The sequence below is a fragment of the Cobetia sp. 1CM21F genome (assembly GCF_023161745.1).
Classification (GTDB): domain Bacteria; phylum Pseudomonadota; class Gammaproteobacteria; order Pseudomonadales; family Halomonadaceae; genus Cobetia; species Cobetia amphilecti.
This window is the reverse complement of the sequence record NZ_JALNTQ010000007.1, coordinates 76,047-97,783: the sequence shown is the minus strand read 5'-3', so window position 1 is coordinate 97,783 and position 21,737 is coordinate 76,047. Positions and strand designations below refer to the sequence as shown.

Genomic DNA, 21,737 nt, shown 5'->3' with positions numbered 1-21,737 from the left:
GCTTCTGATATGAGAGATTATTGATGCAACACCTTGATCTTGAAGTGATCCATCAGGCGATCGACTGGCTGGCACCCGCAGATGGCGAGCCATCCGCGCGCCCGATCTGGCTGTGCACGGTGCTGGCCACCTTCGGCTCCTCACCACGTGAGCCGGGCACCTGGCTGGTGGCGCGCGCCGATGGGCAGCATCGTGGTTCGCTGTCCGGCGGCTGTGTCGAGGAGGACTTTCTGGCACGCCTGGCTGACGGGGAATTCACCGCGCCCGCCCAGGTGATCCGCTATGGCGAGGGCGGCCATCAGGGTGCGGGGATCGCCTTGCCCTGTGGCGGCATTCTGGACGTACTGGTCGAGCGCTTCACGGCCTGTGACGCAGACATCGCGCATCTCGAGGCGTTGCGCGCGGCGCTCGAGGGCCAGACGCCGCGTCTGCGTCAGGTGATGCTGGAGGGGGATGGCGCGCGTACGCTTCAGCACGACAGCGGGCTGGGGGAGCGGGTCGAGCCGCTCAAGGGCCACGCGGGTGAGGCGTGCGGCTATCAGCTGCGGGTCGGGCCGGTGGCGCGTCTGCTGCTGGCGGGGCTCTCGCCGGTGGCGGAAGCCTGCGCGGCCTTCGCCGTCAGCCTCGGCTTCGAGGTGATCATCTGCGAGCCGCGCGAGGAAGTGCTGGCCGACTGGGATGCCCGCAAGGCGCCGCTCGAGGGCGTCAGCCTGCGCCGTGAGCTGCCGTCACGCTTCATCGCCGCCGGCGGCTGTCATGCCGCCACCGCCGTGGTCGCGCTGACCCACGACCCGCGTATCGATGACCTGGCGATGATCGAGGCGGTACGCCAGCCCGCGTTCTATATCGGCGTGATGGGCTCGCTGCGTACCTCGCAGGCGCGCGCCGAGCGGCTGGCGCGTAGCGGTGGGCTCAGCGCCGAGGAGATCGCGCGCATCGTGATGCCGATCGGGCTGAATCTGGGCAGCAAGACACCGGCCGAGATCGCGCTGGCGGTGATGGCCGATATCGTGCGCATCCGCCGTGGCCGCGCTCGCGAGAGCCTGTGAAGGCGCTCAGGGGGGGCAGGCAGAGAGGTCGCCCATGAATGAGTCGATCATTCTGGTCATGGCCGCGGGGCAGAGTCGCCGCTTCGGCAGTGACAAGCGTCAGGCGCGTCTGGCGGATGGCCAGACACTGCTGATGGCGACGCTGTCGCGGGTCATGTCCTGTGAGGTGGACTGGCGTCTGCTGCTGCGTGAGGACGATGATCCCGCCGCACTGCTGGGAGAGGCGTTCGCGCGTGAGCATGCCGGGCGGTTCTGGCGTGCGCCGCAGGCGGGCAATGGGCTCGGTGCCAGTCTCGGCGATGCCTTCCGTCAGCTGGAAGATGAGGCTGGATTGACGCATGTGCAGGTGGCGGCGGTATGGCTGGCGGACATGGCGCAGATCACGGCGCAGACCTTTCATGCCCTTCGGGCCGAGGCTCAGGCCGATGGCGTGCATATCGTGCGACCGAGGCTTGAAGACGAGGGCGGCCCCGGGCACCCGGTGCTGTTCGGGCGGGCGCTGTGGGCAGAGCTTGCGGCGCTTGAAGGCGGCGAGGGCGCGCGCGAGGTGATCGCGCGACATCGCGAGGCGCTGCGTGAGGTGGCAGTCGGTGATGCCGGTATCCATCACGACATCGACACGCCAGCGATGCTGAAGCTTAGAGGCTGAGACATAAACTGAAACTGAAACTGAAATTGAAAGAAGTCACGTGCGCTGGAAACAGGCCCCTCCAGACAGCAAAAGGCCCCGTCACCTTGGAGTGACGGGGCCTTTTGCTGTCTGCCTTTCGCGTTACAGCGTGCGCATATCCAGCAGCTTGATGCTCTGGATGCGCGGCTCGCCCCAGCTCAGGTCGAGCACCCACTCGGCGTCGAAATGCGTGTGCAACACACTGCCATCACGCATGGCGGCGCGGTGCTCACCGCCCATGCGCAGGGTGGCGCTGTCGAGGCTGTTGCGCTGCGCACGCACCCAGCCGAGTGCATGGCCATTGACCAGCAGCTCGCTGCGACGCTGCTCCCAGTTGGCCAGGTACTCGCTGCCGGTCAGGGTTTCATCCAGCAGCTGGATGGAAGCCTCCTCGCCCAGCAGTTCCGCCAGTTCGATAGCAGGCGCCATGCGGTTGAGCATGGAGAACCAGCGGTGCGCGAAGTTTTCGAGTTCGGCCTCGAGGGCCAGATCATTGAAGGTATCGGCGTACATGGCACCTGCTCCCGAGTGGGTAAATATTGATGGGCATTATGCCGAGAGTCGTGAGCAGTAAACATGCCACGAACGGAATGGCAGTGTTGCCAACGGGGAGTCAATGCTTCAGTGGTTACTGAAGCCGCGACGCCCCGTGGCGTTTGCCTGTCCTCGATCTCTCGGCAGAGTGGTCGTATCAGTGGATGGCTCAGTGGCCGTATCAGTAGTCGTATCAATGACTGTGGCGGCCTGACTCGGCATTGCTGTCCGGCGTGACAGCGTCCTGATGCGCTTCACGTTTCTCGACCAGGCGACGGATACCGACATAGAACAGCGGTGTCAGCAGCAGACCGAACACGGTGACGCCGATCATGCCGGAGAACACCGCCACGCCCATCGCCTGCCGCATCTCGCTGCCGGCACCGGTGGCCAGTACCAGCGGCACCACGCCCGCGGTGAAGGCCACCGACGTCATCAGGATGGGGCGCAGGCGCAGGCGACAGGCCGTCAGCACGGCGTCCAGACGACTCTGGCCAGCATGCTGCTGCTCACGAGCGAACTCGACCAGCAGGATCGCGTTCTTGCACGCCAGCGCCACCAGCACGATCAAGCCGATGCGCGTGAAGATGTTGTTGTCGCCCCCCGTCAGCCAGACACCGGCCAGCGCCGACAGCAGTGTCATCGGCACGATCAGGATGATCGCCAGCGGCAGCGACCAGCTCTCGTACTGGGCGGCCAGCACCAGGAACACCAGCAATACCACCAGCGGGAAGATGTAGATCATGGTGTTGCCGGCCAGCACCTGCTGGTAGGTCACCTCCGTCCACTCGTAGCCGATCCCCTGTGGCAGGTTGCCGGCCAGCACTTCCTCGATGGCGGCCTTGGCCTGATCGCTGGAGACGCCCGGCGCCGGCGAGCCGTTGATATCGGCGCTGACGAAGGTGTTGTAGTGCATCACGCGGTCCGGGCCGGTGGTCGGTGTCACCTTGACGAAGCTGCCCAGCGGAATCATGCGGCCGTTGTCGCTGCGCACCTTGAGGTTGCGGATGTCATCCGGGTCGAGACGCGCCGACTGCTCGGCCTGGGCGCGCACCTGATAGGTACGCCCGAAGCGGTTGAAGTCATTGACGTACAGCGAGCCCATGTACACCTGCAGAGTCTCGAAGGCACGTTCCACCGGCACGCCCATGATCATCGCCTGCTCGCGATCCAGATCGATGTCGTACTGCGGCACCTGGATGCGGAAGCTGGAGTAGACACTGCTCAGACGCGGGTCAGCGTTGCCCTTGGCGGTGATGGTCTGCACGGCGGAGAACAGCTCATCGAAGCCCTTGTTGCCGCGGTCCTGCAGCTGCAACTTGAAGCCCCCCGTAGTGCCCAGGCCCAGAATCGGTGGCGGCGGGAAGACGGCGACGAAGGCCTCGTCGATCCCCGCGAATTTCTGGTTCAGCTGAGCGGCGATCGCCTGACCGGAAAGCTCGGGCGACTGTCGCTCATCGAAGTCCGCCAGGGTCGCGAACACGATGCCGGAGTTGGAGGCATTGACGAAGCCGTTCACGGAGAGCCCCGGGAAGGCCACGGTGTGCGCCACGCCCGGTGTGTCCAGCGCCAGTGCCTGCATCTCGTCGATGACCTCGGAGGTGCGGTCGAGGCTGGCGGCGTCCGGCAGCTGGGCCATCGCGACCAGGTACTGCTTGTCCTGCCCCGGGATGAAGCCGCCGGGCACGCTGTCGAACAGCTTGCCGGTGGCGCCGAGCAGCACGACATACAGCAGGCCGACGATGACACCGAAGCGCAGCAGCTTCTTGATCAGGCCGGTATAGCCGTTGGCCATCGCACTGAAGGCGCGGTTGAACGGCGCGAACAGCCAGCGCCCGAACAGGCCATCGATGACGCGGGTCAGCCAGTCAGGCTTGGCACCGTGGGGCTTGAGCAGCAGAGCCGACAGCGCCGGTGACAGCGTCAGCGAGTTGAAGGCCGAGATCAGCGTCGAGATGGTGATGGTCAGCGCGAACTGCTTGTAGAACTGACCGCTCAGGCCGCTGATGAAGGCCGTCGGCACGAATACCGCCGTCAGTACCAGCGCGATGGCGATGATCGGGCCGGTCACCTCACGCATGGCGATCTGGGTGGCCTCGATGGGCGAGTGGCCCAGCTCGATGTTGCGCTCGACATTCTCCACCACCACGATGGCGTCATCGACGACGATACCGATGGCGAGCACCAGCCCGAACAGCGACAGCGTATTGATCGACACGCCCATCAGCTGCATGACCGCAAACGTGCCGATCAGCGAGACCGGTACCGCGATCAGCGGAATGATCGAGGCCCGCCAGGTCTGCAGGAACAGGATCACCACGATCACGACCAGCAGGATGGCCTCGAACAGGGTGTCGATGACCGCCTCGATGGAGCCGCGCACGAAGACCGTCGGGTCGTAGACGATGTCGTAGCTGACGCCATCCGGGAAGGCCTCGGACATCTCGCTCATGCTCTCGCGCACGGAATCCGACAGCGCGATGGCATTCGAGCCGGGACGCTGGAAGATCGGCATCGCCACGGCGTCCTTGCCATCCAGCTGCGCGCGCAGCGAATAGCTGTCGGCGCCCAGTTCGACGCGCGCCACATCCTCCAGGCGTGTCAGACGGCCGTCTTCATCGACACGGATGACGATGTTCTCGAATTCCTCGGCGCTCTCCAGGCGGCCCCGCACATTGAGCAGGCGCTGGAACTGGTTGTCGTCAGGCGAGGGCTGGGCACCGACGGAACCGGCGGCGACCTGCTGATTCTGGGCCCGCAGGGCACTGATGATGTCACCGGCAGACAGGCCCCGCGCCGCCACGGCGTCCGGGTCGAGCCACACGCGCATCGAGTACTCGCCGGCACCGAACAGCTGCACGTCGCCGACCCCCTCGAGGCGGGCGAGATTGTCCTTCAGGTTCAGGCGCGCGTAGTTGGACAGCCACAGCTGGTCATAGCGGCCATCCGGGGAAGTCAGGTGGACCACCATCGTCAGGTTGGGCGAGGCCTTCTCGGTGGTGATGCCGAGCTGCTGCACCTCCTGCGGCAGTCGCGGCGTGGCGCGGGCCACACGGTTCTGCACCTGCACCTGGGCCTTGTCCAGGTCAGTGCCCAGCGCGAAGGTCACCGTCAGGGTCAGGTTGCCGTCGGAGGTCGCCTGGGAATCCATGTACAGCATGCTTTCGACGCCGGTGATTTCCTGCTCCAGCGGCGTGGCGACGGTGGCCCCGATGACTTCGGGGTTGGCACCCGGGTAGTTGGCGCGCACCACCACGGTGGGCGGCACGACTTCCGGATACTCGGAGATGGGCAGCTGGAACAGCGACAGCATCCCGGAGATGACGATCAGGATCGACAGCACCGCGGCGAAGACCGGGCGCTTGATGAAGAAGCTGGAGATATTCACGAACGGCCTCCGGCTGCCTGACGGTCAGCCTCGGCCAGTGTCGCGGCGTCCTGGTCGTTGTCCTGATCCAGCGGCTGGGCGGTCTGCTGCAGGCGCGAGATACGCGCGGCGAGTGCCTTGAGGGCACCGTCATCGGGCATCTCGACCAGCTTGGGGGTGATCGGCATGCCCGGACCTGCCTTGGCAGGCCCCGCGGCCAGCACGCGGTCACCGGCGGCCAGGCCATCGGTGACGGCACGCAGCGGGCCGAAGCGCGGGCCGGTGGTGATGCCGCGGTAGGCGAGGGTGTTGTCCTCACCGACCACCAGCACGAACTGACGGTCCAGATCGGTGCCGATGGCGCGTTCCGGAATCAGTACGGCATCACGGATCTCGGGTGAGGCGATACGCAGGCGCGCGAAGGCACCCGGACGCAGAGCGGGATCATCGGCATTGAAGGTGGTGCCGATGCGCAAGGTGCCGGTATCGATGTCGACACTGTTGTCGATGAAGTCGAGCTCACCGTGGAAGGGGAAATCCTGCTGACCGGCCAGCTGCAGTTCGACCGGCAGGTGGTCATCGGCGCTGACGTTCGCGAAGTCCTGGTTCCAGGTCAGCTCGCTGATGTCGATATAGGCGTCCAGCTGGCGGGTCTCGACCAGCGTGGTCAGCACGCTCTGGCCAGCCTGCACGGTGTTGCCACGCGTGATGCGCGCATTGGACAGGCGGCCATCGATCGGGGCGCGGATGGTGGCGTAGTCCAGATCCAGACGGGCACGCTCCAGCTGGGCGATGGCGCCCTTGAGCTGTGCATTGAGGCCGGTGGCGGTTGTGCTGCGCGAATCGGCTTCCTCGCGCGAGATCAGGTTGCGCTTGACCAGACTGGCGGCGCGACCGGACTCGCTGCGGGCATTGGCCAGCTCAGCCTTGATGCGTGCGACTTCCGCTTCCAGACGCTGGACCTCGGCCTTGAAGGGGCGTTGATCAAGACGCACCAGCGGCGTGCCGGCGCTTACCTGACTGCCTTCGGTGAACAGCACTTCTTCGACTTCGCCGCTCACGCGTGGGCGCAGTTGCACGCGCTGGGGAGATTCCAGACGTGTGGTGTAGGTATGCCAAGCCGCGACCGGCTGCGACTGGGCGGCGACGACTTCCATCGTCGGGGGAGTCTGTTGCGCGTTGCCGTTTTCTTCACTGTTGCCCTCGCTGCAGGCACTGAGCGCCAGAAGGCCGCCAAGGGTCAGCAGCAGGGAAGAAGCGATACGAGGAAGGCGCGCCGGACGTAAGTTCAGTCTCGACATGGGAATTTTCCGTTGCAGGATAGTTGGCTCGGCATCCTAGAGAGCCGGCCTGCGACGGATAAGCCCCTTGGAGCACACCGCTTTGATTCTGAATATGCACCAATTGTGCAGATGGCGCGCTGGCTGACTGCTGCGCTTGAGCAAGGGTCAACGCAAAAGCCCCGCGGCGAATGCCAGCGGGGCTTGTTGTCGTACATGTCACTTGCGTCTGCTGCCGCTCAACTCACTGTGCAGGCATCTCGGCACAGGCATCTCGGCACAGGCATCACGGCATGGCTGGCATGCCGCTTGAGGAGACCTTACTGCTTCTCGCCGAAGTACTTGGTGTGGATGGTGTCGTAGGTGCCATCGGCCTTCAGCTCGGCCAGGGCGCCGTTGATCTGCTCGGCCAGGTCCTTGTCACGCTTGCGCATGGCGATACCGAAGCCGTCGCCGAAGTACTTCTTGGGCTCGGTGACCACTTCACCGACGGCCTTGTAGTTGCCGTTGCCGCCGTCGATCAGGGTGGACTTGCCGACCGGGAAGTCGAGGAAGGCGATGTCGAGGCGACCCGCTTCCATGTCCAGCACCAGGTCATCGGCGGTGGTGTAGCGCTTGACCTCGGCATTCTTGCCGTAGAGATCGGTGACGTAGTTGTCCTGCAGGGTGCCGCGCTGCACGCCGATGGCCTTGTCAGCCAGGGCTTCCTGGGAGGTGGCGCTCAGCTCGCTGTCGGACGGGGCGAACCAGGCGGACGGCGGGGTGATGTAGGTGTCGGAGAACAGCACCTTCTCGCGGCGTTCCTCATTGATGGTCATCGAGGACATGATGGCGTCGTACTTGCGCGCCATCAGGCCGGGAATGATGCCGTCCCACGCCTGGATGACCCACTCGCAGTCGCGGTTGATCTTCGCGCAGATGGCATTGCCCAGTTCGATATCGAAACCGGTCAGCTCACCGTCGGGCGTCTTGTATTCCATCGGCTCGTAGGGCACGTCGACGCCGATGCGCAGCGATTCGGCCGCCTGAGCGCCACCGGCCATCAATGCTGCACCCAGCAGGGAGATTCCCAGAAGCTTCTTCATGTCAGTCCCATCCATCATTGTTGTTGGTCATACTGGCTGATCAGTGGCATCAGACACTCCCTCCTGAACACCAGCCATCTGAGCCGCGGACATAAGGGGGCGTGTCATGCCAGTGGCTCCACACTAGCCCAGACCGAGGCTGTGGTGAAGAGGGTCAATGGACAAATTCAAACGGTCGTTAAACGAGATGAATTCCTGCCGTTATATCCTGATATGAAAAAAGCGCCCTACAAAGGGCGCTTTTGACGTTCAGCTTAACGGTTTCAAGTGCGCCAGCAGGCGTTTCTCCAGTTGCCGGAATATGGCAATGATGGTGAAGGTCAGACACAGGTAGATGGCGGCGACGAACAGGAAGGCCTCGAAGGGCGCGTAGAAGCGTGCGTAGATGTCACGCGCGGCGCCGGTGAGGTCCAGAAGCGTCACCACGCTGCAGATGGCACTGGCATGCAGCATGAAGATGACTTCATTGCCGTAGGCCGGCAGCGCCCGGCGGAAGGCACTGGGCAGAATGATGCGACGCATCATCTTGCCACGTGACATGCCGTAGGCACGCGCTGCCTCCATCTCGCCCTTGGGGGTGGACTGGATGGCACCGTGGAAGATCTCGGTGGTGTAGGCCGCGGTATTGAGCACGAAGGCCAGCAGCGCCGGCACGAAGGGATCACGGAAGTAATCCCACAGCCAGGTCTCCTGGATGCTGGGCACATGCACGCTGGTCACGCCCAGCGAGATGTCGAAGCCGTCGAAGAACACCACGCCGTAGTAGATCAGGTAGAGCTGGATCAGCAGTGGCGTGCCGCGGAAGACGTAGGTGTAGAGATAGACCGGCATCTTCACCCAGCGACGACGCGAGCCGCGCAGGATCGCCAGCGGCACGGCCAGTATCAGGCCGATGAGCAGCGCCAGGCACACCAGCTGCACGGTGGTGACCAGCCCTTCCCAGTAGTGCCACAGAGTGGTCGCGGTAAAGATGTAGTTGTCGCTCAGCGCATCCTCGAGCATCTGGCCCAGCTGGGCGATGACGCCTGAGGAGCCTGCATCATTCAGTTGTTCCATGCGCTGGCCTCCCCGAATCCGGCGTTATAGCGCTTCTTGAGACGTGCCAGCCCCCATTCGGACACGGTGGCGATCAGCAGATAGCCCGCCGCGACCGGCAACAGGAAGGTGAAAGGCTCGTGGGTCGCCTTGGCAGCCTCACTGGCGACACGCACCATGTCGACCAGCCCGATCACCGACACCAGGGCGGTGGTCTTGAGCAGCACCATCCAGTTGTTGCCCAGCCCCGGCAGGGCGTGGCGCATCATCAGCGGGAAGCGAATGCGCTTGAAGACCTTCCAGTCGTTCATGCCATAGGCACGCCCGGCCTCGATCTGCCCGGCATCCACCGCCATGAAGGCGCCACGGAAGGTCTCGCCCATGTAGGCACCGAAGATGAAGCCGATGGTGACGACGCCGGCAGTGAACTCATCGACATTGACGAAGACGTCGATGTCGTAGCTGTCGTACAGCCAGTCGGTGACCATGTTGATGCCGATCTGGCCGCCGAAGAACAGCAGCAGCATCAGCACGATGTCCGGGACGCCGCGGATGATGGTGGTGTAGAGCGTCGCGAGCCAGCGCAGAGGCGTGGAACGCGACATCTTGGCCGTCGCCGTCAATAGCCCCAGCGCGATGGCCAGCAGCTGGGCCAGCACGGCCAGCTGCACCGTGACCCAGGCACCTTCCAGCAGGCTGGGCCCGTAGCCTTGTAGGTCAATCATGGGAAATCTCCCGTGAAGCGCCGAATAACCCGTTCAGCGGCTTACTGGTGGTTGTCGGACGCAGTGGCGGCGCTGGCGAAGTACTTGTCGTTGAGACGCTTGAGCGTGCCATCGGCCTTGAGCGCTTCCAGGGCACCATCGATGGCCTTCTTGAGGTCGCGGTCGCGCTTCTTCATGGCGATGCCGAAGCCGTCGCCGAAGTACTTCTTCGGCTCGCTGATGGCGCTGCCGGTGTTGACGAAGTTGCCGTCGTTGGCGTTGACCAGGGTGTCCTGACCGACCGGCAGGTCCAGGAAGGCGACATCGACGCGGCCGCTGTCCATGTCCAGCACCAGGTCATCGAGCTTGGTGTAGCGGCGCACTTCTGCCGTGCGGCCGTAGAGGTCGGTGACGTAGTGATCCTGCAGGTTGCCGCGCTGCACCCCGATCACCTTGCCCGCGAGCGCCTCGGCATCCAGGGTATCCGCGCCCGCCAGCGGGCTGTCCGCCTTGACGAACCAGCCGGACGGCGGCGTGAAGTAGGGCTCGGAGAACAGCACCTGACGCTCACGCTCCGGGTTGATGGTCAGCGCCGACATGATGACGTCGTACTTGCGCGCCATCAGGCCCGGGATGATGCCGTCGAAGTCCTGCTCGGTCCATTCGCAATGAGTGGCGAGCTGGGCGCAGATGGCGTTGCCCAGTTCGATCTCGAAACCGGTCAGCTCACCGCTGGGCAGCTTGTAGCCGAAGGGCGCGTAGGGCACGTCGATGCCCAGGCGCAGCGGGTCCGGCACATCGGCCGCCTGAGCGGCGCTGGTGGTGATGGCGAAGGTGGAGAGGCCGAGGGTGAGGCCCAGCAGGGCACGTGTCGCGAACTGTTTCATTACTTGTCATTCCTGAAGTCTTGAACACCTCGAGGCCTGCCGTTGGCGTGGCGCTCGCGGTGCTGAATCATGTGCCGGTCACGGGATCACCGTGCCGGGATGTGCCACAGGCCGAGCGGTAGGCTCAGTGATGGGCCAAGGGCCATTCATCAGTACTGGTGATCAGGGCGCTTTGTCAGTACTTGGGCGCCAGGAACTGCTTGAGGCGCTCCGACTGGGGATTGCCCAGCACGTCTTCCGGCTTGCCGGCTTCCTCGACCAGTCCCTGATGCAGGTAGACCACCTGGCTCGAGACATCACGCGCGAAGCTCATCTCGTGGGTCACCACCACCATGGTGCGGCCTTCCTCGGCCAGGTCACGCATGACATTGAGCACGTCACCGACCAGTTCCGGGTCGAGGGCCGAGGTCGGCTCGTCGAACAGCATCACCTCCGGCTCCATCGCCAGCGCGCGTGCGATGGCGCCGCGCTGCTGCTGGCCACCGGACATCTGCGCCGGATAGTAGTCGGCGCGCTCGAGCAGGCCGACGCGGTCCAGCAGACTGCGTGCGTGGGCGATGGCTTCCTTCTTCGGCTTGCCGAGCACGTGGATCGGCGCCTCGATGACATTTTCCAGCAGCGTCATGTGCGACCACAGGTTGAAGCCCTGGAACACCATCGACAGGCGCGCGCGCATGCGCTCGACCTGACGCCAGTCCATCGGTTCGCGGCCACGGCGGCTTTCCTTGAAGCCGATCTGCTCGCCATGCACGAAGATATCGCCGCCGTCCGGCTGCTCCAGCAGGTTCATGCAGCGCAGAAAGGTGCTCTTGCCGGAACCGGACGCGCCGATCAGGGTGATGACATCGCCCTTGCGTGCTTGCAGTGACAAGCCCTTGAGCACCTGATTGGTGCCGAAGGACTTGGTGATGTTGCGGACCTCGAGAGGCAGCGCGTCGCTGCTCGGGCTCTCGGCCACGGAAGATCTCATGGTCATGCAGTTACTCCAATCCGGACGTTGCCAGCCCTGGGGGCAATGACACGCCACGAGTCCGCCGCGGGGCGGTCGGGCTCGGGATACAGGTTCGTTGCCGACATGGCACGGCTGCCTGGGACTGCCTTTCACTGTCGCTCGCTGACTTGCGCGACGCAGACGTGATGAGGCGGCAAGGCGTGGCACGGGAGGAGTGGCGGAGAATGCCGTCAGGGGCATGGCCAGTTCCTCACGATCAGTCCGATTGATCGTCGTTCTCGCTGCCAGTGACCGTCTACAACAGGCGAAAAATGCCTGTGCTTGCATGTCGTGGACGGGAAAGGGGGCCGATTCTACCAGCTCAACGCAGGGTTCACCGCTATCTGGCGTGGAGGAATGTTACGACTTTGGTGGAGCGTGCAAGGACGCACGCGGATGCCGTCCGGCCGTGGGGGAGGAGTCTTCATGATCAAGGTCGCCTGTTGTCGTTGTAGTAAGGCTTTCGTCAGTGCAATCGCGCCGGCATCTTGCTGCGCCCTGAGGGGGATGGGCGGGCAGAACGCCGGCGCTTGTGGCTCAGTGCCGGTTTGTTCAGTGTCTGGTGACTCAGTCTGTCGGTGTCGAGCTCTCGGCCAGCAGCAGGGCGGCGCGGGCGCCTATCTCCACCTTCGCGTTGGGGAACACCACCCGCAGTGGCGTATCGCCGATGATGCAGGGGCCAGCAGCGGCGTCTTCGGCCACCACGCTGCCGGGGGCGAAGGCGGTGAAGTTGGCGACATCCTCGCTGAAGCACAGCGTGAAGTCGGCTGACTGACGCATCAGTTCCACTTCCACCGTGAAGTAGTCGATGGCCTCAGGGTCTGCTTCGGCGGGTGCCGTGCCGGTCGCCAGCGCCGCGAGCAGGGCTTTCATCGGTGCGAGTGCTGCCATGTCGTTGGCGCCGAACGGGCGAACCTGACCCAGCTCCAGCGTGAAGGCGTCGGCATCATGGTAGTGGCGCGAATAGTGCGAGAAGGTCCAGCTGTGCTGATGCTGGTGCAGCACGGCCTGGATGCCGGCGGCGCTCAATATCGGCCACTGCGATGCGCTGATGGCGTCGCCATCACTGAAGGGCACCACCGCGAAGCGCGGATAGAGGCTGTCGCGGATGGCGGTGTGCATGTCGTAGTGCAGGCGGCGCGTGCCCTCGGCCAGCGGGAAGCGAGCATAGAAGGTGTCCACGGCCGCCATCAGCTGACGCGCGCGCGCCGGCTCATCATCGGACGGACAGTCGTTGCCCGTGACGCTGGCCTCGGCGCGCTTGAACAGCCGATTGAGATTGGTGGTGATGAAGCGCTCGCCACTGCGGATGGCGGGCAGGTTGCTCAGAATCAGCAACAGCGGCGCCCCGACGATCAGATGGCCGCTCTCCAGGCCCGCGATCAGCTCACCGAGCAGCTCGATGGGGGCGGTCTCGTTGCCGTGGATGCCGGCGGAGATCACGCACGGGCGCGCCTTGGGCCCCGTGACGTCGGGGGTGATCTCCAGCACGCCGGGCGCGACGATCTCATAGCGACCGCCGGGAATACGGCCCATGCCACGGGCGCTGGCGTGGCCTTCGAGTGTCAGGTCTAGCCAGTCGGCAATCACGAGGCAGTCGGCTCCTGGCGAACATTGGTGGATTCGAAGATCTTGTCGGCGCTGGCCGCCACGAAGCCCTGATACAGCTCGCCATTGGCGTCGGGATAGCGGCGCGCGAATTCGTAGTAGCAGGTGGAGATCTCATGCTCATCGCCCCCGGCGAAGGTGAAGGTCTGGCGGTCGGCAAGGGTGGAGGCCTGCTCCAGCAGCACCGCGGGCGAGCCCTTGATGCGCCCTCCGGCCGGATTGATGCCAAGGCCAAGCGACTCGACGCGCGTCAGCACCTTGTCGAGGGTGTCGTGATGGCTGAGCGCGTTGACGCTGATGGTGAAGTGGTTGGCGCGCAGGCCGATGATCGACAGCCAGGCCGCATACTCGCTCTCTTCCATCAGGCGTTGATACTGCTCGAAACTGGGCGCTTTCCACAGGCGGCCCGACCACAGCACGGAGGGTTGGGTGGCGGCATCCGGCGAGATCTGGCTGACCAGGCCATCGATGATCGCCTGGGCGCGCTCGGACAGCTCATGGCATTTCAGCTCGGAGAGGAAGACGCGCGGCATGTCGGGTGACGGCGGCAGATAGCCGAAGGCGCGCAGTTTCTTCTCGCGGAAATCATAAGGTGCGAAGCGGGTATAGCCCAACGCCAGCAGGTGAGGTTCCAGCGCGCTCAGGGTGATCGGCCCGCGATCGAAGGTGCGGAAGGCGACGTGGTCGTTGACGATGGTCTCGCCGTCAGCGATGAAGGCATCCTGGATCTTTTGGGCCTGGGGCGTCATGGCGACGTAGTCATCCCACAGGGCGCTGAAGAACTGCTGGATATCCATGGCACGGGCTCCCTCTGAACTGAGTTGCCCAGTGCAGCGAGGCGTCACTGGCACTGGGCGACAGCATCAAACGATTGGCATCAGGGCAGCGCACTCGGCGAGGCGCTACCCCGGAAGATTGTCAGCTCACCATTGGCGAGCCACGCGCGCGTGACAAGATGCGAGGTCGGTTGGATGAAAGCGGCTGTCCGCACCATATAAACGTCACGCGCCGGTTTAGACCTTGGTGTCAGGCCTTGGTGTCAGGCCTTGGGTCTTGGGAACGGATTCGGTGTCAGCTATCGGTGTCAGCGTTCGGTGTCATCAGGAGAGGGGCAGGCGTTGCCCTGTTCGACCTTGATCAGCGCGTCGGTCGCGAAGCCGAGCTCGGCGGCCTGCTCGACCAGCGCCTGATAGGTGTCGTCATCCAGCTGCGGCTCACGCGCCAGTATCCACAGGTAGTCGCGATCGGCGCCGGCCACCAGCGACCACTGATAGTCGTCATCCAGCGCCAACACGTTGTAACCGCCATAGAAGGGGCCGAAGAAGCTGACCTTGAGGGCCGCCGTCTCGCTGCCCTGAGTGAAGTAGGCACGACCTTCGGCCTGGCTCCATTGCCCTTGCTCGGCGTTGTAGCCGCGATTGATGACGCGCACGCCGCCGTCCTCGCGGGGCGAGTAATCGGCACTGACGCAGCTCAGGCCCTCCTCGAAGCTGTTGGGCAGGCGGGCGATCTCGTGCCATTCGCCGTAGTAACGTTCGAGCTCGAAGTTCTCGACGGGCTGGGTGCCGGACGGGACTCCGGCGCAGCCGCCGAGGAGACCGAGACCGAGTAGAGAGAAGGCAAGATGCGGCAGGCGTGTCATTGGCAGGCTCCATGCGCCAGGACGCCCCATTGATGAGTCGTGGGGCGTTCTGGCGTGATGCGGGTCATGAGAAAAAGGACGAAACGGCATCCTTGTCTCATTGGGGCGTCTGCCGCTGTCTCAAGAGGGAGGGTGGCGCGGCGACATGCTCGAGGAGACGTCGAGCATCGAGCGTCGAGCGTCACAGTACCAGGCGGAGCGGATTGCCGGTGACGACGACGCCCCGCCCGCGTTGCTTGGCCTCGTACATGGCGCTGTCGGCGCGCGCGATGACCGTTTCCGGCGTGGCGCCCGAGAAGGGGAACAGGCTGATGCCGATGCTGGCACTGACGGCGATGATCAGCGGTTCACCATCGACTTCCAGCGTGATGGGACGGCTGATGGCGTCGATCAGACGTTCCGCCAGCTGCTCCGGGCCCTTGCGGCCGTTGCCCTCACGGCTGATCAGCACCAGAAATTCATCGCCGCCCAGGCGACCGACGATATCGTTGCCGCGCAGGGTGTTGCCCAGGCGCTCGCCGGTGATGCGCAGCACCTCATCGCCGATGGCATGGCCGTGGCGGTCATTGACGGGCTTGAAGCCATCGAGGTCGATGAACAGCGCGGCCTGCACCGTGCCGGGGGTCTGGATATCGAGTATCTGGTCGAGGCGTGTCAGCAGGGCGCGCCGGTTGAGCAGCCCTGTGAGCGAATCGCACATCGCATGGTCGCGCAGATCGTCCCGCTCGCCGGTGATATGGCATTCATGCAGGAAGAGTTGCCGGCTCTGGCGCTCGCGCGAGTAGGCGCTAAGGCCTGCCAGCATATTGACGGCCATCATGAAGAAAGCCTCGTTGACCTCCACTAGTGTATCGGAGCCAAGATGCATCAGCGCGCAGCTGACGGTGCAGCCCATCCATATCAGCAGTCCGCAGGCCATGGCATAGATGAACTGCAGTCCCAGCAGGGTGTAGGTCCAGAAGACCACCAGCAACAGGGCGACGAAGTAGACCGGGAAGTCACCATGCTCGTCCTCATGCTGTCCGGCGGCGTGGCTCTCCACCAGGTGCTCTCCGGCGTGACCGTCCCCCACATGGAACATCGCCAGCGTCCCCAGCGCTGCCACCAGCGAGGCCAGGCACAGGATGCCGTTGACGTGGTGTCGGAAACGCGGGAGGCGTGACAGCAGGAACAGGCCCAACACGCCGATCAGAACGCTGGTGCGCAGCAGCAGGTAGGGCTCGTAGTGCTCCAGCAGACTGAGCTCGATCAGCCCATAGGACGCGAACAGCAGACAGCTCAGCGGGATGGTGATCCGGCTGAGCTTGTGTGAGGTCTCGATCTGTCGACGCCGATAACGTCGTTCCAGGGTGTCATCCGCAAAGCAGAGTGTCATGGGATTCATGGGGCGATACCTGAGTTGCCAGACTCTCAGGATGCCACTGCCTTGCGTGGTATGCCCTGGAGGAACCGCCGCAACCTTTGCCTGCGGTTCAACGCTATTTCAAGTACTCCGCGGCATGAGGTCTTTCGTGCTCACGACTGAGTGAGGTTGGCACCGGCCAGCTGGCGCGCCGTGACGCGCAGCGCGGATTCCACCATGTCGTAATCCACATAGCAGCCCTGCAGGTGGCGGCGGCCGGTCGTCGGGTCGAAGGACTTGCGGCCGTGCATCACGCGGCGGTTGTCGAAGGCCACCATCTGGCCGGCTTCCAGCTTGAGATGCAGGCGGAAGGCCGGTTCCCGCAGGATGCTCCAGTACTGGCGATAGGCGCTGTACCAGGCCTGCATCTGTTCCAGCGGCAGGCGCAGGCTGTCGCGGATCCAGTTGTTGAAGCGCACCTCGATGACCTTGTCGTTGGCATCCAGGTGGATCACCGGCTCGCGCACCACCAGGTCGGTGGTCTCGTCGGCAAAGCGGAAGTCCACCGGGGTCTCGGCCAGCAGCCTGAAGGCCTGCGGGTCCCGCTCGCGCAGGGCTTCGGCGACCGCCATGCCGTCTCCGAAGATGGAGTCACCGCCTTCGGCCTCATTGGCCAGGCAATAGAGCATCTGGATGTCCGGCGGCTGACGCCAGTTGGGCAGGTCGGTGTGCAGCTCCAGCGCGATCGGCGTGTAGGCGGCATTGTTGGGCGCCTGCTTGGAGAAAACCTCGAAACGGCCACCGAAGTTGGTCGCGCGGATCGGGCCGATGGTCGCGGCCACCTGGTCGATCTCGCCGCCTGCCGTCGGGCCGGCATCCAGAATCGCGAAGCCGTCGCGGCACAGCGCTTCCAGCCAGCCCAGGCGCGCCTGTCCACCGGCCATGTAATCGGCAAAGGCGGTGACGTGAGGCTCATGGCCCTGCTGCCAGGCCTGGCTTGCGGGGACCGGCGTGGCCGGCGGCGCATCACTCGGACGACGTTGCAGCAACCAGCCGGCATCGAAGCGGCTGGTGTGGCCGTCCTGCCAGACGACGACGAGATTGCCCTGCTCGACACGCATCTGATGCACCGTCAGGGCCGCGTCGTCCATCAGCATGAAGGTGCGCTCGAAGGTCTGCGGATGACGGCAGAGATCGCAGGCGCAGTGGTCGCGCAGCCAGATCAGCGGCAGTTGGGTCTGCTCACCGCTGGCCCATGCCAGTGACGCCAGGGTCTCGTCGTGGTCTGCCTTCACCAGCGGCGCGCCCTCGTGATGGGGCAGGTATTCCTTCATGTCCCACTGATGGCGTGTCTGTGACGCTTCAGTGTCTTGGGTGTCAGGGGCAGATGCGATGAGAGTCTCCATGGGCGCCGTCCTATGTCGTGTGTGCAGTAGCAGGTGAGCCAACGCGTGTCGCGTGCTGGGTCGTATGGCCGAGCCGTGACCCGAGAATGAGACCATTGTCCCCCTCGTCATCACGGCTGGCCAACGCGAAATATGACGGCCATGACTTAGCTGAGCTAATGTGTGCCGATTGACCTTCATGCTCTGATGCGAGATAGCCATGCACGAACCTTCCCCCACGACGCCGAATGCCCTGCCGCGCCCCCTGCCGCCGCTGGCCTGGTTGCAGGCCTTCGAAGCCGCTGCGCGCCTGATGAGCTTCACGCGTGCCGCCGAGGAGCTGAGTGTCACCCAGTCGGCCATTAGCCAGCGGATTCGCCAGCTGGAGGACCGCCTTGGCCAGCCATTGTTCGTGCGTCACGCCCGTAGCCTCAATCTGACGCCGGCCGGTCAGGCCTGGTTGCCAGCGCTGCAGGATGGCTTTCAGCGTCTGCAGGAAGGCACGCTGGAAGTCTTCGGCCCCTCGCGCGCCGCGCCGGTCAGCCTGCGGGCGACCCCGATGAGCCAGCAGGCCTGGCTGTTGCCGCGGCTGGCGAACTTCCATCGTGATCAACCCGAGATCGCGCTGCGTCTGGTCAGTGCCTTCTGGCAGAGCGACTTCGATGGCGAGCAGGTGGATATCGAGCTGCGCTACGGCCAGGGCGACTGGCCACAGGTGGAGGCGATCCAGGTGGGGGCAGGGCAGGAGAGAATGGCCGTCGTGGCGAGTCCGGCGCTGAGCGCACAGCTGACCACGGCAGCGGACCTGGCCGGCATGACGCTGCTGCATGCCGCAGGCTTCGCGGTGGGCTGGCGGCGCTGGCTGGTGGCGGCAGATCAACTGGGGCTGGAGAAGACGACCTCCACCATCAGCTGTGACACCCAGGTGATGACGCTGGAAATGGCGCGTCTCGGCATGGGGGTGGCGCTGGTGCATGAAGGCCATTTCCGGCAATGGCTGGCGTCCGGCAACGGCGGGCTGGAGCAGGTCTTCGCGCTGACGATCCCCGCCGAGCAGAACTTCTGGCTGGTGCGCTCCAATCAGCGCCCGATGCGGCCCACCGCGCAGCGTATCTGGGATTATCTGTTGGCGGAGCCACAGTGAGCGATGCAGGCGTCGCTTCTGGCCAAATCGCCGCTTCTGATCCAGGCGCCGCTTCTGATCCAGGCGCCACTTTTGCGCCACTGCTGATCGAGTCGGCGTGTCTGCTGATGCGCTTTCGAATGATATACCGTTAGCTTGAGGTGGTGCCCGGCGCGGTAAGCGACCGCTATCGCTTCTCTCTCGCGATTTCCTCGCCTTGCTGGCGCCTTGTCTGCCAAGCGGATGGACATATCTTCCAAGCGTGTAGTCAGATCTGCCAGGCGTGGTCAGTCGGAAGGCGGCGGGCAGCGCGCCAATGGCGACTGTTGGAAGAAGCGCTCCAGCAGGGTATACAGCGCCGGGTAGGCCGCATCGAGCGTATCCGGTGCGCTGAAGAAATACTCGCAGCAGACGGCGAAGCATTCGGCGGGGTGGCTGGCGGCGTAGTCATCGATGGGCGTCGGCTCACCGCGTGACAGGCGCGCGCTCAGGTCATCCCACACGGCAGTGAAGGTGGTATGCCACTCCGCCGCGCTGATATGGCGCGGCAGGGGCGGAAAGCCATCGGCATCGGTGGCGTTGGCCATGTCGAGCTTGTGGGCGAATTCATGGATCACCACGTTGAAGCCGCTCCAGTCACCGCTATTGGAGAGGTCTTCACGGGTGACTACCACCGGCCCCTGGTACCAGGTCTCGCCGGCGCGGGTGTCCTCGAAGACATGCACCACACCGGCGTCATCCATCTCTTCCACCTCACGGCGGATGGCCTGCAGCGGCAGCATGATCTCGTGTACGCGAGCGCCGGCGTCCTGCCAGCGCTCGGCATGCGCCCAGCCGTTGAGCAGCAGCATCGCCTGGGCGGCCAGCGCCAGCGCCTCGACCGGTGCGAGCGGTTCGGCGCTGGTCAGCTTCCAGTCGCTCAGCTGATGGCGGGCGCGCCGCTCAAGACGCGCCAGTGCCTCGGCGTCGAGCCCCTCGAGAATCGGCAGGCGCTCACGGACTGCCTGCCACGCCTCATCCGGCGCTGTCTCGCCATCTGGCGATGCGGTCGAGACAGCGCCGGCGTCGGGGGCTGCGCTGTCACGGCCGTGGCGCTTGGAGCGCTGCCACAGCCGTTGCCACCAGTGCGTCATCGGCTCAGTCCTGACGGCTGCCGGACTTCCACGACCAGTCACGCAGACGCAGCTCGAAGAGGTCCTTGCGGCGGTCCTTCAGATTGGTCACCGAGCCTTCGCTGCGCACCACCTTGAGACGCTCCAGGTCGAGATCCGAGAACATGATCATCTCGGTGTTCGGCGTGGTCTCGGCCATCACCGCGTCATGCGGGAAGGAGAAGTCCGACGGCGAGAACACCGCTGACTGGGCGTACTGGATGTCGAGGCTCTCGATCGACGGCAGGTTGCCGACGCTGCCGCAGACCACCACGTAGCATTCGTTCTCGATGGCACGCGCCTGGGCGCAGTTGCGCACGCGCAGGTAGCTGTTCTTGGTGTCGGTCCAGAACGGCACCATCAGGATATCCATGTCCTGATCGGCCAGCAGACGCGACAGTTCCGGGAACTCCACGTCGTAGCAGATCAACATGCCGATGCGTCCGGCGTCGGTCTCGAACACGGCCAGCTCGTCACCGCCCTTGATGATCCAGTCGCGGCGCTCCTGCGGCGTGATGTGCAGCTTGGCCTGACGGTCGATCTCGCCATCGCGGTGACACAGGTAGGTGACGTTGTAGAGCTCGTTGTCGTCACCGATCTCGACCATGGAGCCGGCCACGATGTTGATGTTGTAGGCCACCGCCATGCGCGAGATTTCCTGCTTGAAGCGCTCGGTGAAGCCGGCGAGGTAGCGGATGCAGCGCACCGGGTCGCTCTGGTCTTCCAAAAGGCCGATCAACGGCGTGTTGAACAGCTCCGGGAAGACGGCGAAGTCACTCTGGTAATCCGACAGGGCGTCGACGTAGTACTCGACCTGTTGCAGCACGGATTCGACACTGTCGAACTTGCGCATCTGCCACTGCACGGCGCCGACGCGAATCATCGTCTTGCGACTTTCCAGCACGCGCTCGACGGGCTCGAACAGGATGTTGCTCCACTCCAGCAGCGTGGCGTAGCCCTGGGAATCCTCGTCTTCCGGCAGATATTGACGCAGCAGGCGCTTGACCAGGAAGCCGTTGGCCAGCTGGAACGACAGGATGGGGTCATGGATCTCGCGACGCTCCACCTTGTCGATGTACTCGGAGGGCGAGAGCTCGGCGGCATATTCGTGGTACTGGGGAATGCGCCCGCCGGCCAGAATCGAGCGCAGATTCATCGAGCGGCACAGCTCCTTGCGCGCCTCGTACAGGCGGCGACCAAGGCGATAGCCGCGGTAGTCGACGTCGATCAGCACATCCAGACCGTAAAGCGCATCGCCATCCTCCTTGTTGAGGATGATCTCGCGCTGACCGATCAGGTCGTCGTACTTGTGCGGGTTGGAGAAGGCGTCGTAATCCACCAGCGCCGTCAGGGCGACACCGACCAGCCTGTCGCCATCCTCGATCACGATCTGGCCATCGGGGAATTCGGCGATCAGGCGGTTGATGGTGTGCTCAGGCCAGGCGCCACCGATGTCGTCGTAGATGCCGTCCATCAGGCGCTTGAGCTGGGGGTAGTCCGATTCCTGCAGGTTGCGCAGGTTCAGGTGCAGGTCTTCGACGGACATCGAGACTCCTTGGAAAATGAAAGAGGGGATCAGGGCAGGAAGTGGCTGGCGCGAAAGCGATGGGTCCCATTATTCGCGCTGTCGAGGCCGGGTGTCATCAATATCCTTTGGTCAATGACCGGCCCTGGTCACGCAACCCTCATCAATGGGTCCAACCTCGCGTCACTGCAAGGGTGAGCGAGCCTTCGCGCCTTGAGTGGCGCTCAGTGCGATGTTGAACGAATGCTCATTTTGCTTGCATTTGCGCGGCACAACGTCCAAAACAATGCCAAGGGCAGGGCGCGCGCAGTGAAGTCATGCCGTTCATATCAAGCTTGAAAGACACCAGGCCCCAATGA

18 protein-coding genes are annotated in these 21,737 nt (G+C 64.3%); 3 read left to right on the top strand and 15 right to left on the bottom strand.

Annotated elements, in window-relative coordinates:
* The first annotated feature begins 23 nt into the window (after positions 1 to 23).
* Positions 24 to 1,049, top strand: a complete 1,026-nt coding sequence (locus MSG32_RS16885; RefSeq protein ID WP_248380941.1) for an XdhC family protein — start codon at positions 24 to 26, stop codon at positions 1,047 to 1,049.
* A 34-nt stretch (positions 1,050 to 1,083) separates the two neighbouring features.
* Positions 1,084 to 1,698 carry a nucleotidyltransferase family protein gene (locus tag MSG32_RS16880; RefSeq protein WP_248380939.1) on the top strand — a complete coding sequence of 205 codons (615 nt, stop codon included), beginning with the start codon at positions 1,084 to 1,086 and terminating at the stop codon, positions 1,696 to 1,698.
* A gap of 123 nt (positions 1,699 to 1,821) precedes the next feature.
* Here MSG32_RS16880 and MSG32_RS16875 read toward each other — a convergent pair whose 3' ends face one another.
* The 13 genes from MSG32_RS16875 to MSG32_RS16815 form a co-directional block, all read right to left on the bottom strand.
* On the bottom strand, positions 1,822 to 2,232 hold the full coding sequence (locus MSG32_RS16875; protein ID WP_054555691.1) for a hypothetical protein: 411 nt from the start codon (positions 2,230 to 2,232) through the stop codon (positions 1,822 to 1,824).
* Between the two features lie 214 nt (positions 2,233 to 2,446).
* Positions 2,447 to 5,641, bottom strand: a complete 3,195-nt coding sequence (locus MSG32_RS16870; RefSeq protein WP_248380936.1) for a multidrug efflux RND transporter permease subunit — start codon at positions 5,639 to 5,641, stop codon at positions 2,447 to 2,449.
* Positions 5,638 to 6,921, bottom strand: coding sequence for an efflux RND transporter periplasmic adaptor subunit (locus MSG32_RS16865; protein WP_248380933.1), 1,284 nt, complete (start codon positions 6,919 to 6,921; stop codon positions 5,638 to 5,640). Before MSG32_RS16865 ends, MSG32_RS16870 begins: the two co-directional genes overlap by 4 nt.
* A gap of 299 nt (positions 6,922 to 7,220) precedes the next feature.
* A complete protein-coding gene (locus tag MSG32_RS16860) occupies positions 7,221 to 7,985 on the bottom strand; it encodes a transporter substrate-binding domain-containing protein (RefSeq protein ID WP_153636493.1) in 765 nt (254 codons plus the stop codon).
* A 249-nt stretch (positions 7,986 to 8,234) separates the two neighbouring features.
* On the bottom strand, positions 8,235 to 8,987 hold the full coding sequence (locus MSG32_RS16855; RefSeq protein ID WP_043334458.1) for an ABC transporter permease: 753 nt from the start codon (positions 8,985 to 8,987) through the stop codon (positions 8,235 to 8,237).
* Between the two features lie 41 nt (positions 8,988 to 9,028).
* Positions 9,029 to 9,745: an ABC transporter permease gene (locus MSG32_RS16850; protein ID WP_043334396.1), complete on the bottom strand. Its 717-nt coding sequence runs from the start codon at positions 9,743 to 9,745 to the stop codon at positions 9,029 to 9,031.
* A gap of 41 nt (positions 9,746 to 9,786) precedes the next feature.
* Positions 9,787 to 10,611: a transporter substrate-binding domain-containing protein gene (locus MSG32_RS16845; RefSeq protein WP_043334394.1), complete on the bottom strand. Its 825-nt coding sequence runs from the start codon at positions 10,609 to 10,611 to the stop codon at positions 9,787 to 9,789.
* Positions 10,612 to 10,786: 175 nt separating this feature from the next.
* Positions 10,787 to 11,569 carry an ATP-binding cassette domain-containing protein gene (locus MSG32_RS16840; RefSeq protein WP_348983987.1) on the bottom strand — a complete coding sequence of 261 codons (783 nt, stop codon included), beginning with the start codon at positions 11,567 to 11,569 and terminating at the stop codon, positions 10,787 to 10,789.
* 600 nt (positions 11,570 to 12,169) lie between these two features.
* Entirely contained in the window at positions 12,170 to 13,192 is a 1,023-nt protein-coding gene (locus MSG32_RS16835; RefSeq protein WP_248380931.1) for a succinylglutamate desuccinylase, read from the bottom strand.
* Positions 13,189 to 14,007, bottom strand: a complete 819-nt coding sequence (locus MSG32_RS16830) for a DUF1338 domain-containing protein (protein ID WP_248380928.1) — start codon at positions 14,005 to 14,007, stop codon at positions 13,189 to 13,191. The genes MSG32_RS16835 and MSG32_RS16830 overlap by 4 nt, the downstream gene beginning before the upstream one ends.
* A 287-nt stretch (positions 14,008 to 14,294) precedes the next feature.
* Positions 14,295 to 14,852 carry a lipocalin family protein gene (locus MSG32_RS16825; protein ID WP_248380926.1) on the bottom strand — a complete coding sequence of 186 codons (558 nt, stop codon included), beginning with the start codon at positions 14,850 to 14,852 and terminating at the stop codon, positions 14,295 to 14,297.
* Between the two features lie 181 nt (positions 14,853 to 15,033).
* On the bottom strand, positions 15,034 to 16,236 hold the full coding sequence (locus MSG32_RS16820) for a GGDEF domain-containing protein (protein WP_248380924.1): 1,203 nt from the start codon (positions 16,234 to 16,236) through the stop codon (positions 15,034 to 15,036).
* 131 nt (positions 16,237 to 16,367) lie between these two features.
* Complete coding sequence (locus tag MSG32_RS16815; protein WP_248380921.1) at positions 16,368 to 17,600, bottom strand: TauD/TfdA family dioxygenase; 1,233 nt, start codon at positions 17,598 to 17,600, stop codon at positions 16,368 to 16,370.
* Positions 17,601 to 17,799: 199 nt separating this feature from the next.
* On the opposite strand from MSG32_RS16815, the gene MSG32_RS16810 reads away from it, so the two are divergent.
* Positions 17,800 to 18,723, top strand: coding sequence for a LysR family transcriptional regulator (locus MSG32_RS16810; RefSeq protein ID WP_248380918.1), 924 nt, complete (start codon positions 17,800 to 17,802; stop codon positions 18,721 to 18,723).
* 266 nt (positions 18,724 to 18,989) lie between these two features.
* Here the strand turns inward: MSG32_RS16810 and MSG32_RS16805 are convergent, their stop codons facing one another.
* On the bottom strand, positions 18,990 to 19,835 hold the full coding sequence (locus MSG32_RS16805; protein ID WP_248380916.1) for a M90 family metallopeptidase: 846 nt from the start codon (positions 19,833 to 19,835) through the stop codon (positions 18,990 to 18,992).
* Between the two features lie 4 nt (positions 19,836 to 19,839).
* Positions 19,840 to 21,399: a carbon-nitrogen hydrolase family protein gene (locus MSG32_RS16800; protein ID WP_166020011.1), complete on the bottom strand. Its 1,560-nt coding sequence runs from the start codon at positions 21,397 to 21,399 to the stop codon at positions 19,840 to 19,842.
* Positions 21,400 to 21,737: the final 338 nt, after the last annotated feature.

What these genes read in the sequence shown, in the direction of transcription:
- MSG32_RS16815 (WP_248380921.1), bottom strand. Translation starts at nt 17,600, where the DNA reads ATGGAGACTCTCATCGCATCTGCCCCTGACACCCAAGACACTGAAGCG.
- MSG32_RS16820 (WP_248380924.1), bottom strand. Translation starts at nt 16,236, where the DNA reads ATGAATCCCATGACACTCTGCTTTGCGGATGACACCCTGGAACGACGT.
- MSG32_RS16830 (WP_248380928.1), bottom strand. Translation starts at nt 14,007, where the DNA reads ATGGATATCCAGCAGTTCTTCAGCGCCCTGTGGGATGACTACGTCGCC.
- MSG32_RS16860 (WP_153636493.1), bottom strand. Translation starts at nt 7,985, where the DNA reads ATGAAGAAGCTTCTGGGAATCTCCCTGCTGGGTGCAGCATTGATGGCC.
- MSG32_RS16855 (WP_043334458.1), bottom strand. Translation starts at nt 8,987, where the DNA reads ATGCTCGAGGATGCGCTGAGCGACAACTACATCTTTACCGCGACCACT.
- MSG32_RS16865 (WP_248380933.1), bottom strand. Translation starts at nt 6,921, where the DNA reads ATGTCGAGACTGAACTTACGTCCGGCGCGCCTTCCTCGTATCGCTTCT.
- MSG32_RS16880 (WP_248380939.1), top strand. Translation starts at nt 1,084, where the DNA reads ATGAATGAGTCGATCATTCTGGTCATGGCCGCGGGGCAGAGTCGCCGC.
- MSG32_RS16810 (WP_248380918.1), top strand. Translation starts at nt 17,800, where the DNA reads ATGCACGAACCTTCCCCCACGACGCCGAATGCCCTGCCGCGCCCCCTG.
- MSG32_RS16875 (WP_054555691.1), bottom strand. Translation starts at nt 2,232, where the DNA reads ATGTACGCCGATACCTTCAATGATCTGGCCCTCGAGGCCGAACTCGAA.
- MSG32_RS16825 (WP_248380926.1), bottom strand. Translation starts at nt 14,852, where the DNA reads ATGACACGCCTGCCGCATCTTGCCTTCTCTCTACTCGGTCTCGGTCTC.
- MSG32_RS16845 (WP_043334394.1), bottom strand. Translation starts at nt 10,611, where the DNA reads ATGAAACAGTTCGCGACACGTGCCCTGCTGGGCCTCACCCTCGGCCTC.
- MSG32_RS16805 (WP_248380916.1), bottom strand. Translation starts at nt 19,835, where the DNA reads ATGACGCACTGGTGGCAACGGCTGTGGCAGCGCTCCAAGCGCCACGGC.
- MSG32_RS16850 (WP_043334396.1), bottom strand. Translation starts at nt 9,745, where the DNA reads ATGATTGACCTACAAGGCTACGGGCCCAGCCTGCTGGAAGGTGCCTGG.
- MSG32_RS16800 (WP_166020011.1), bottom strand. Translation starts at nt 21,399, where the DNA reads ATGTCCGTCGAAGACCTGCACCTGAACCTGCGCAACCTGCAGGAATCG.
- MSG32_RS16885 (WP_248380941.1), top strand. Translation starts at nt 24, where the DNA reads ATGCAACACCTTGATCTTGAAGTGATCCATCAGGCGATCGACTGGCTG.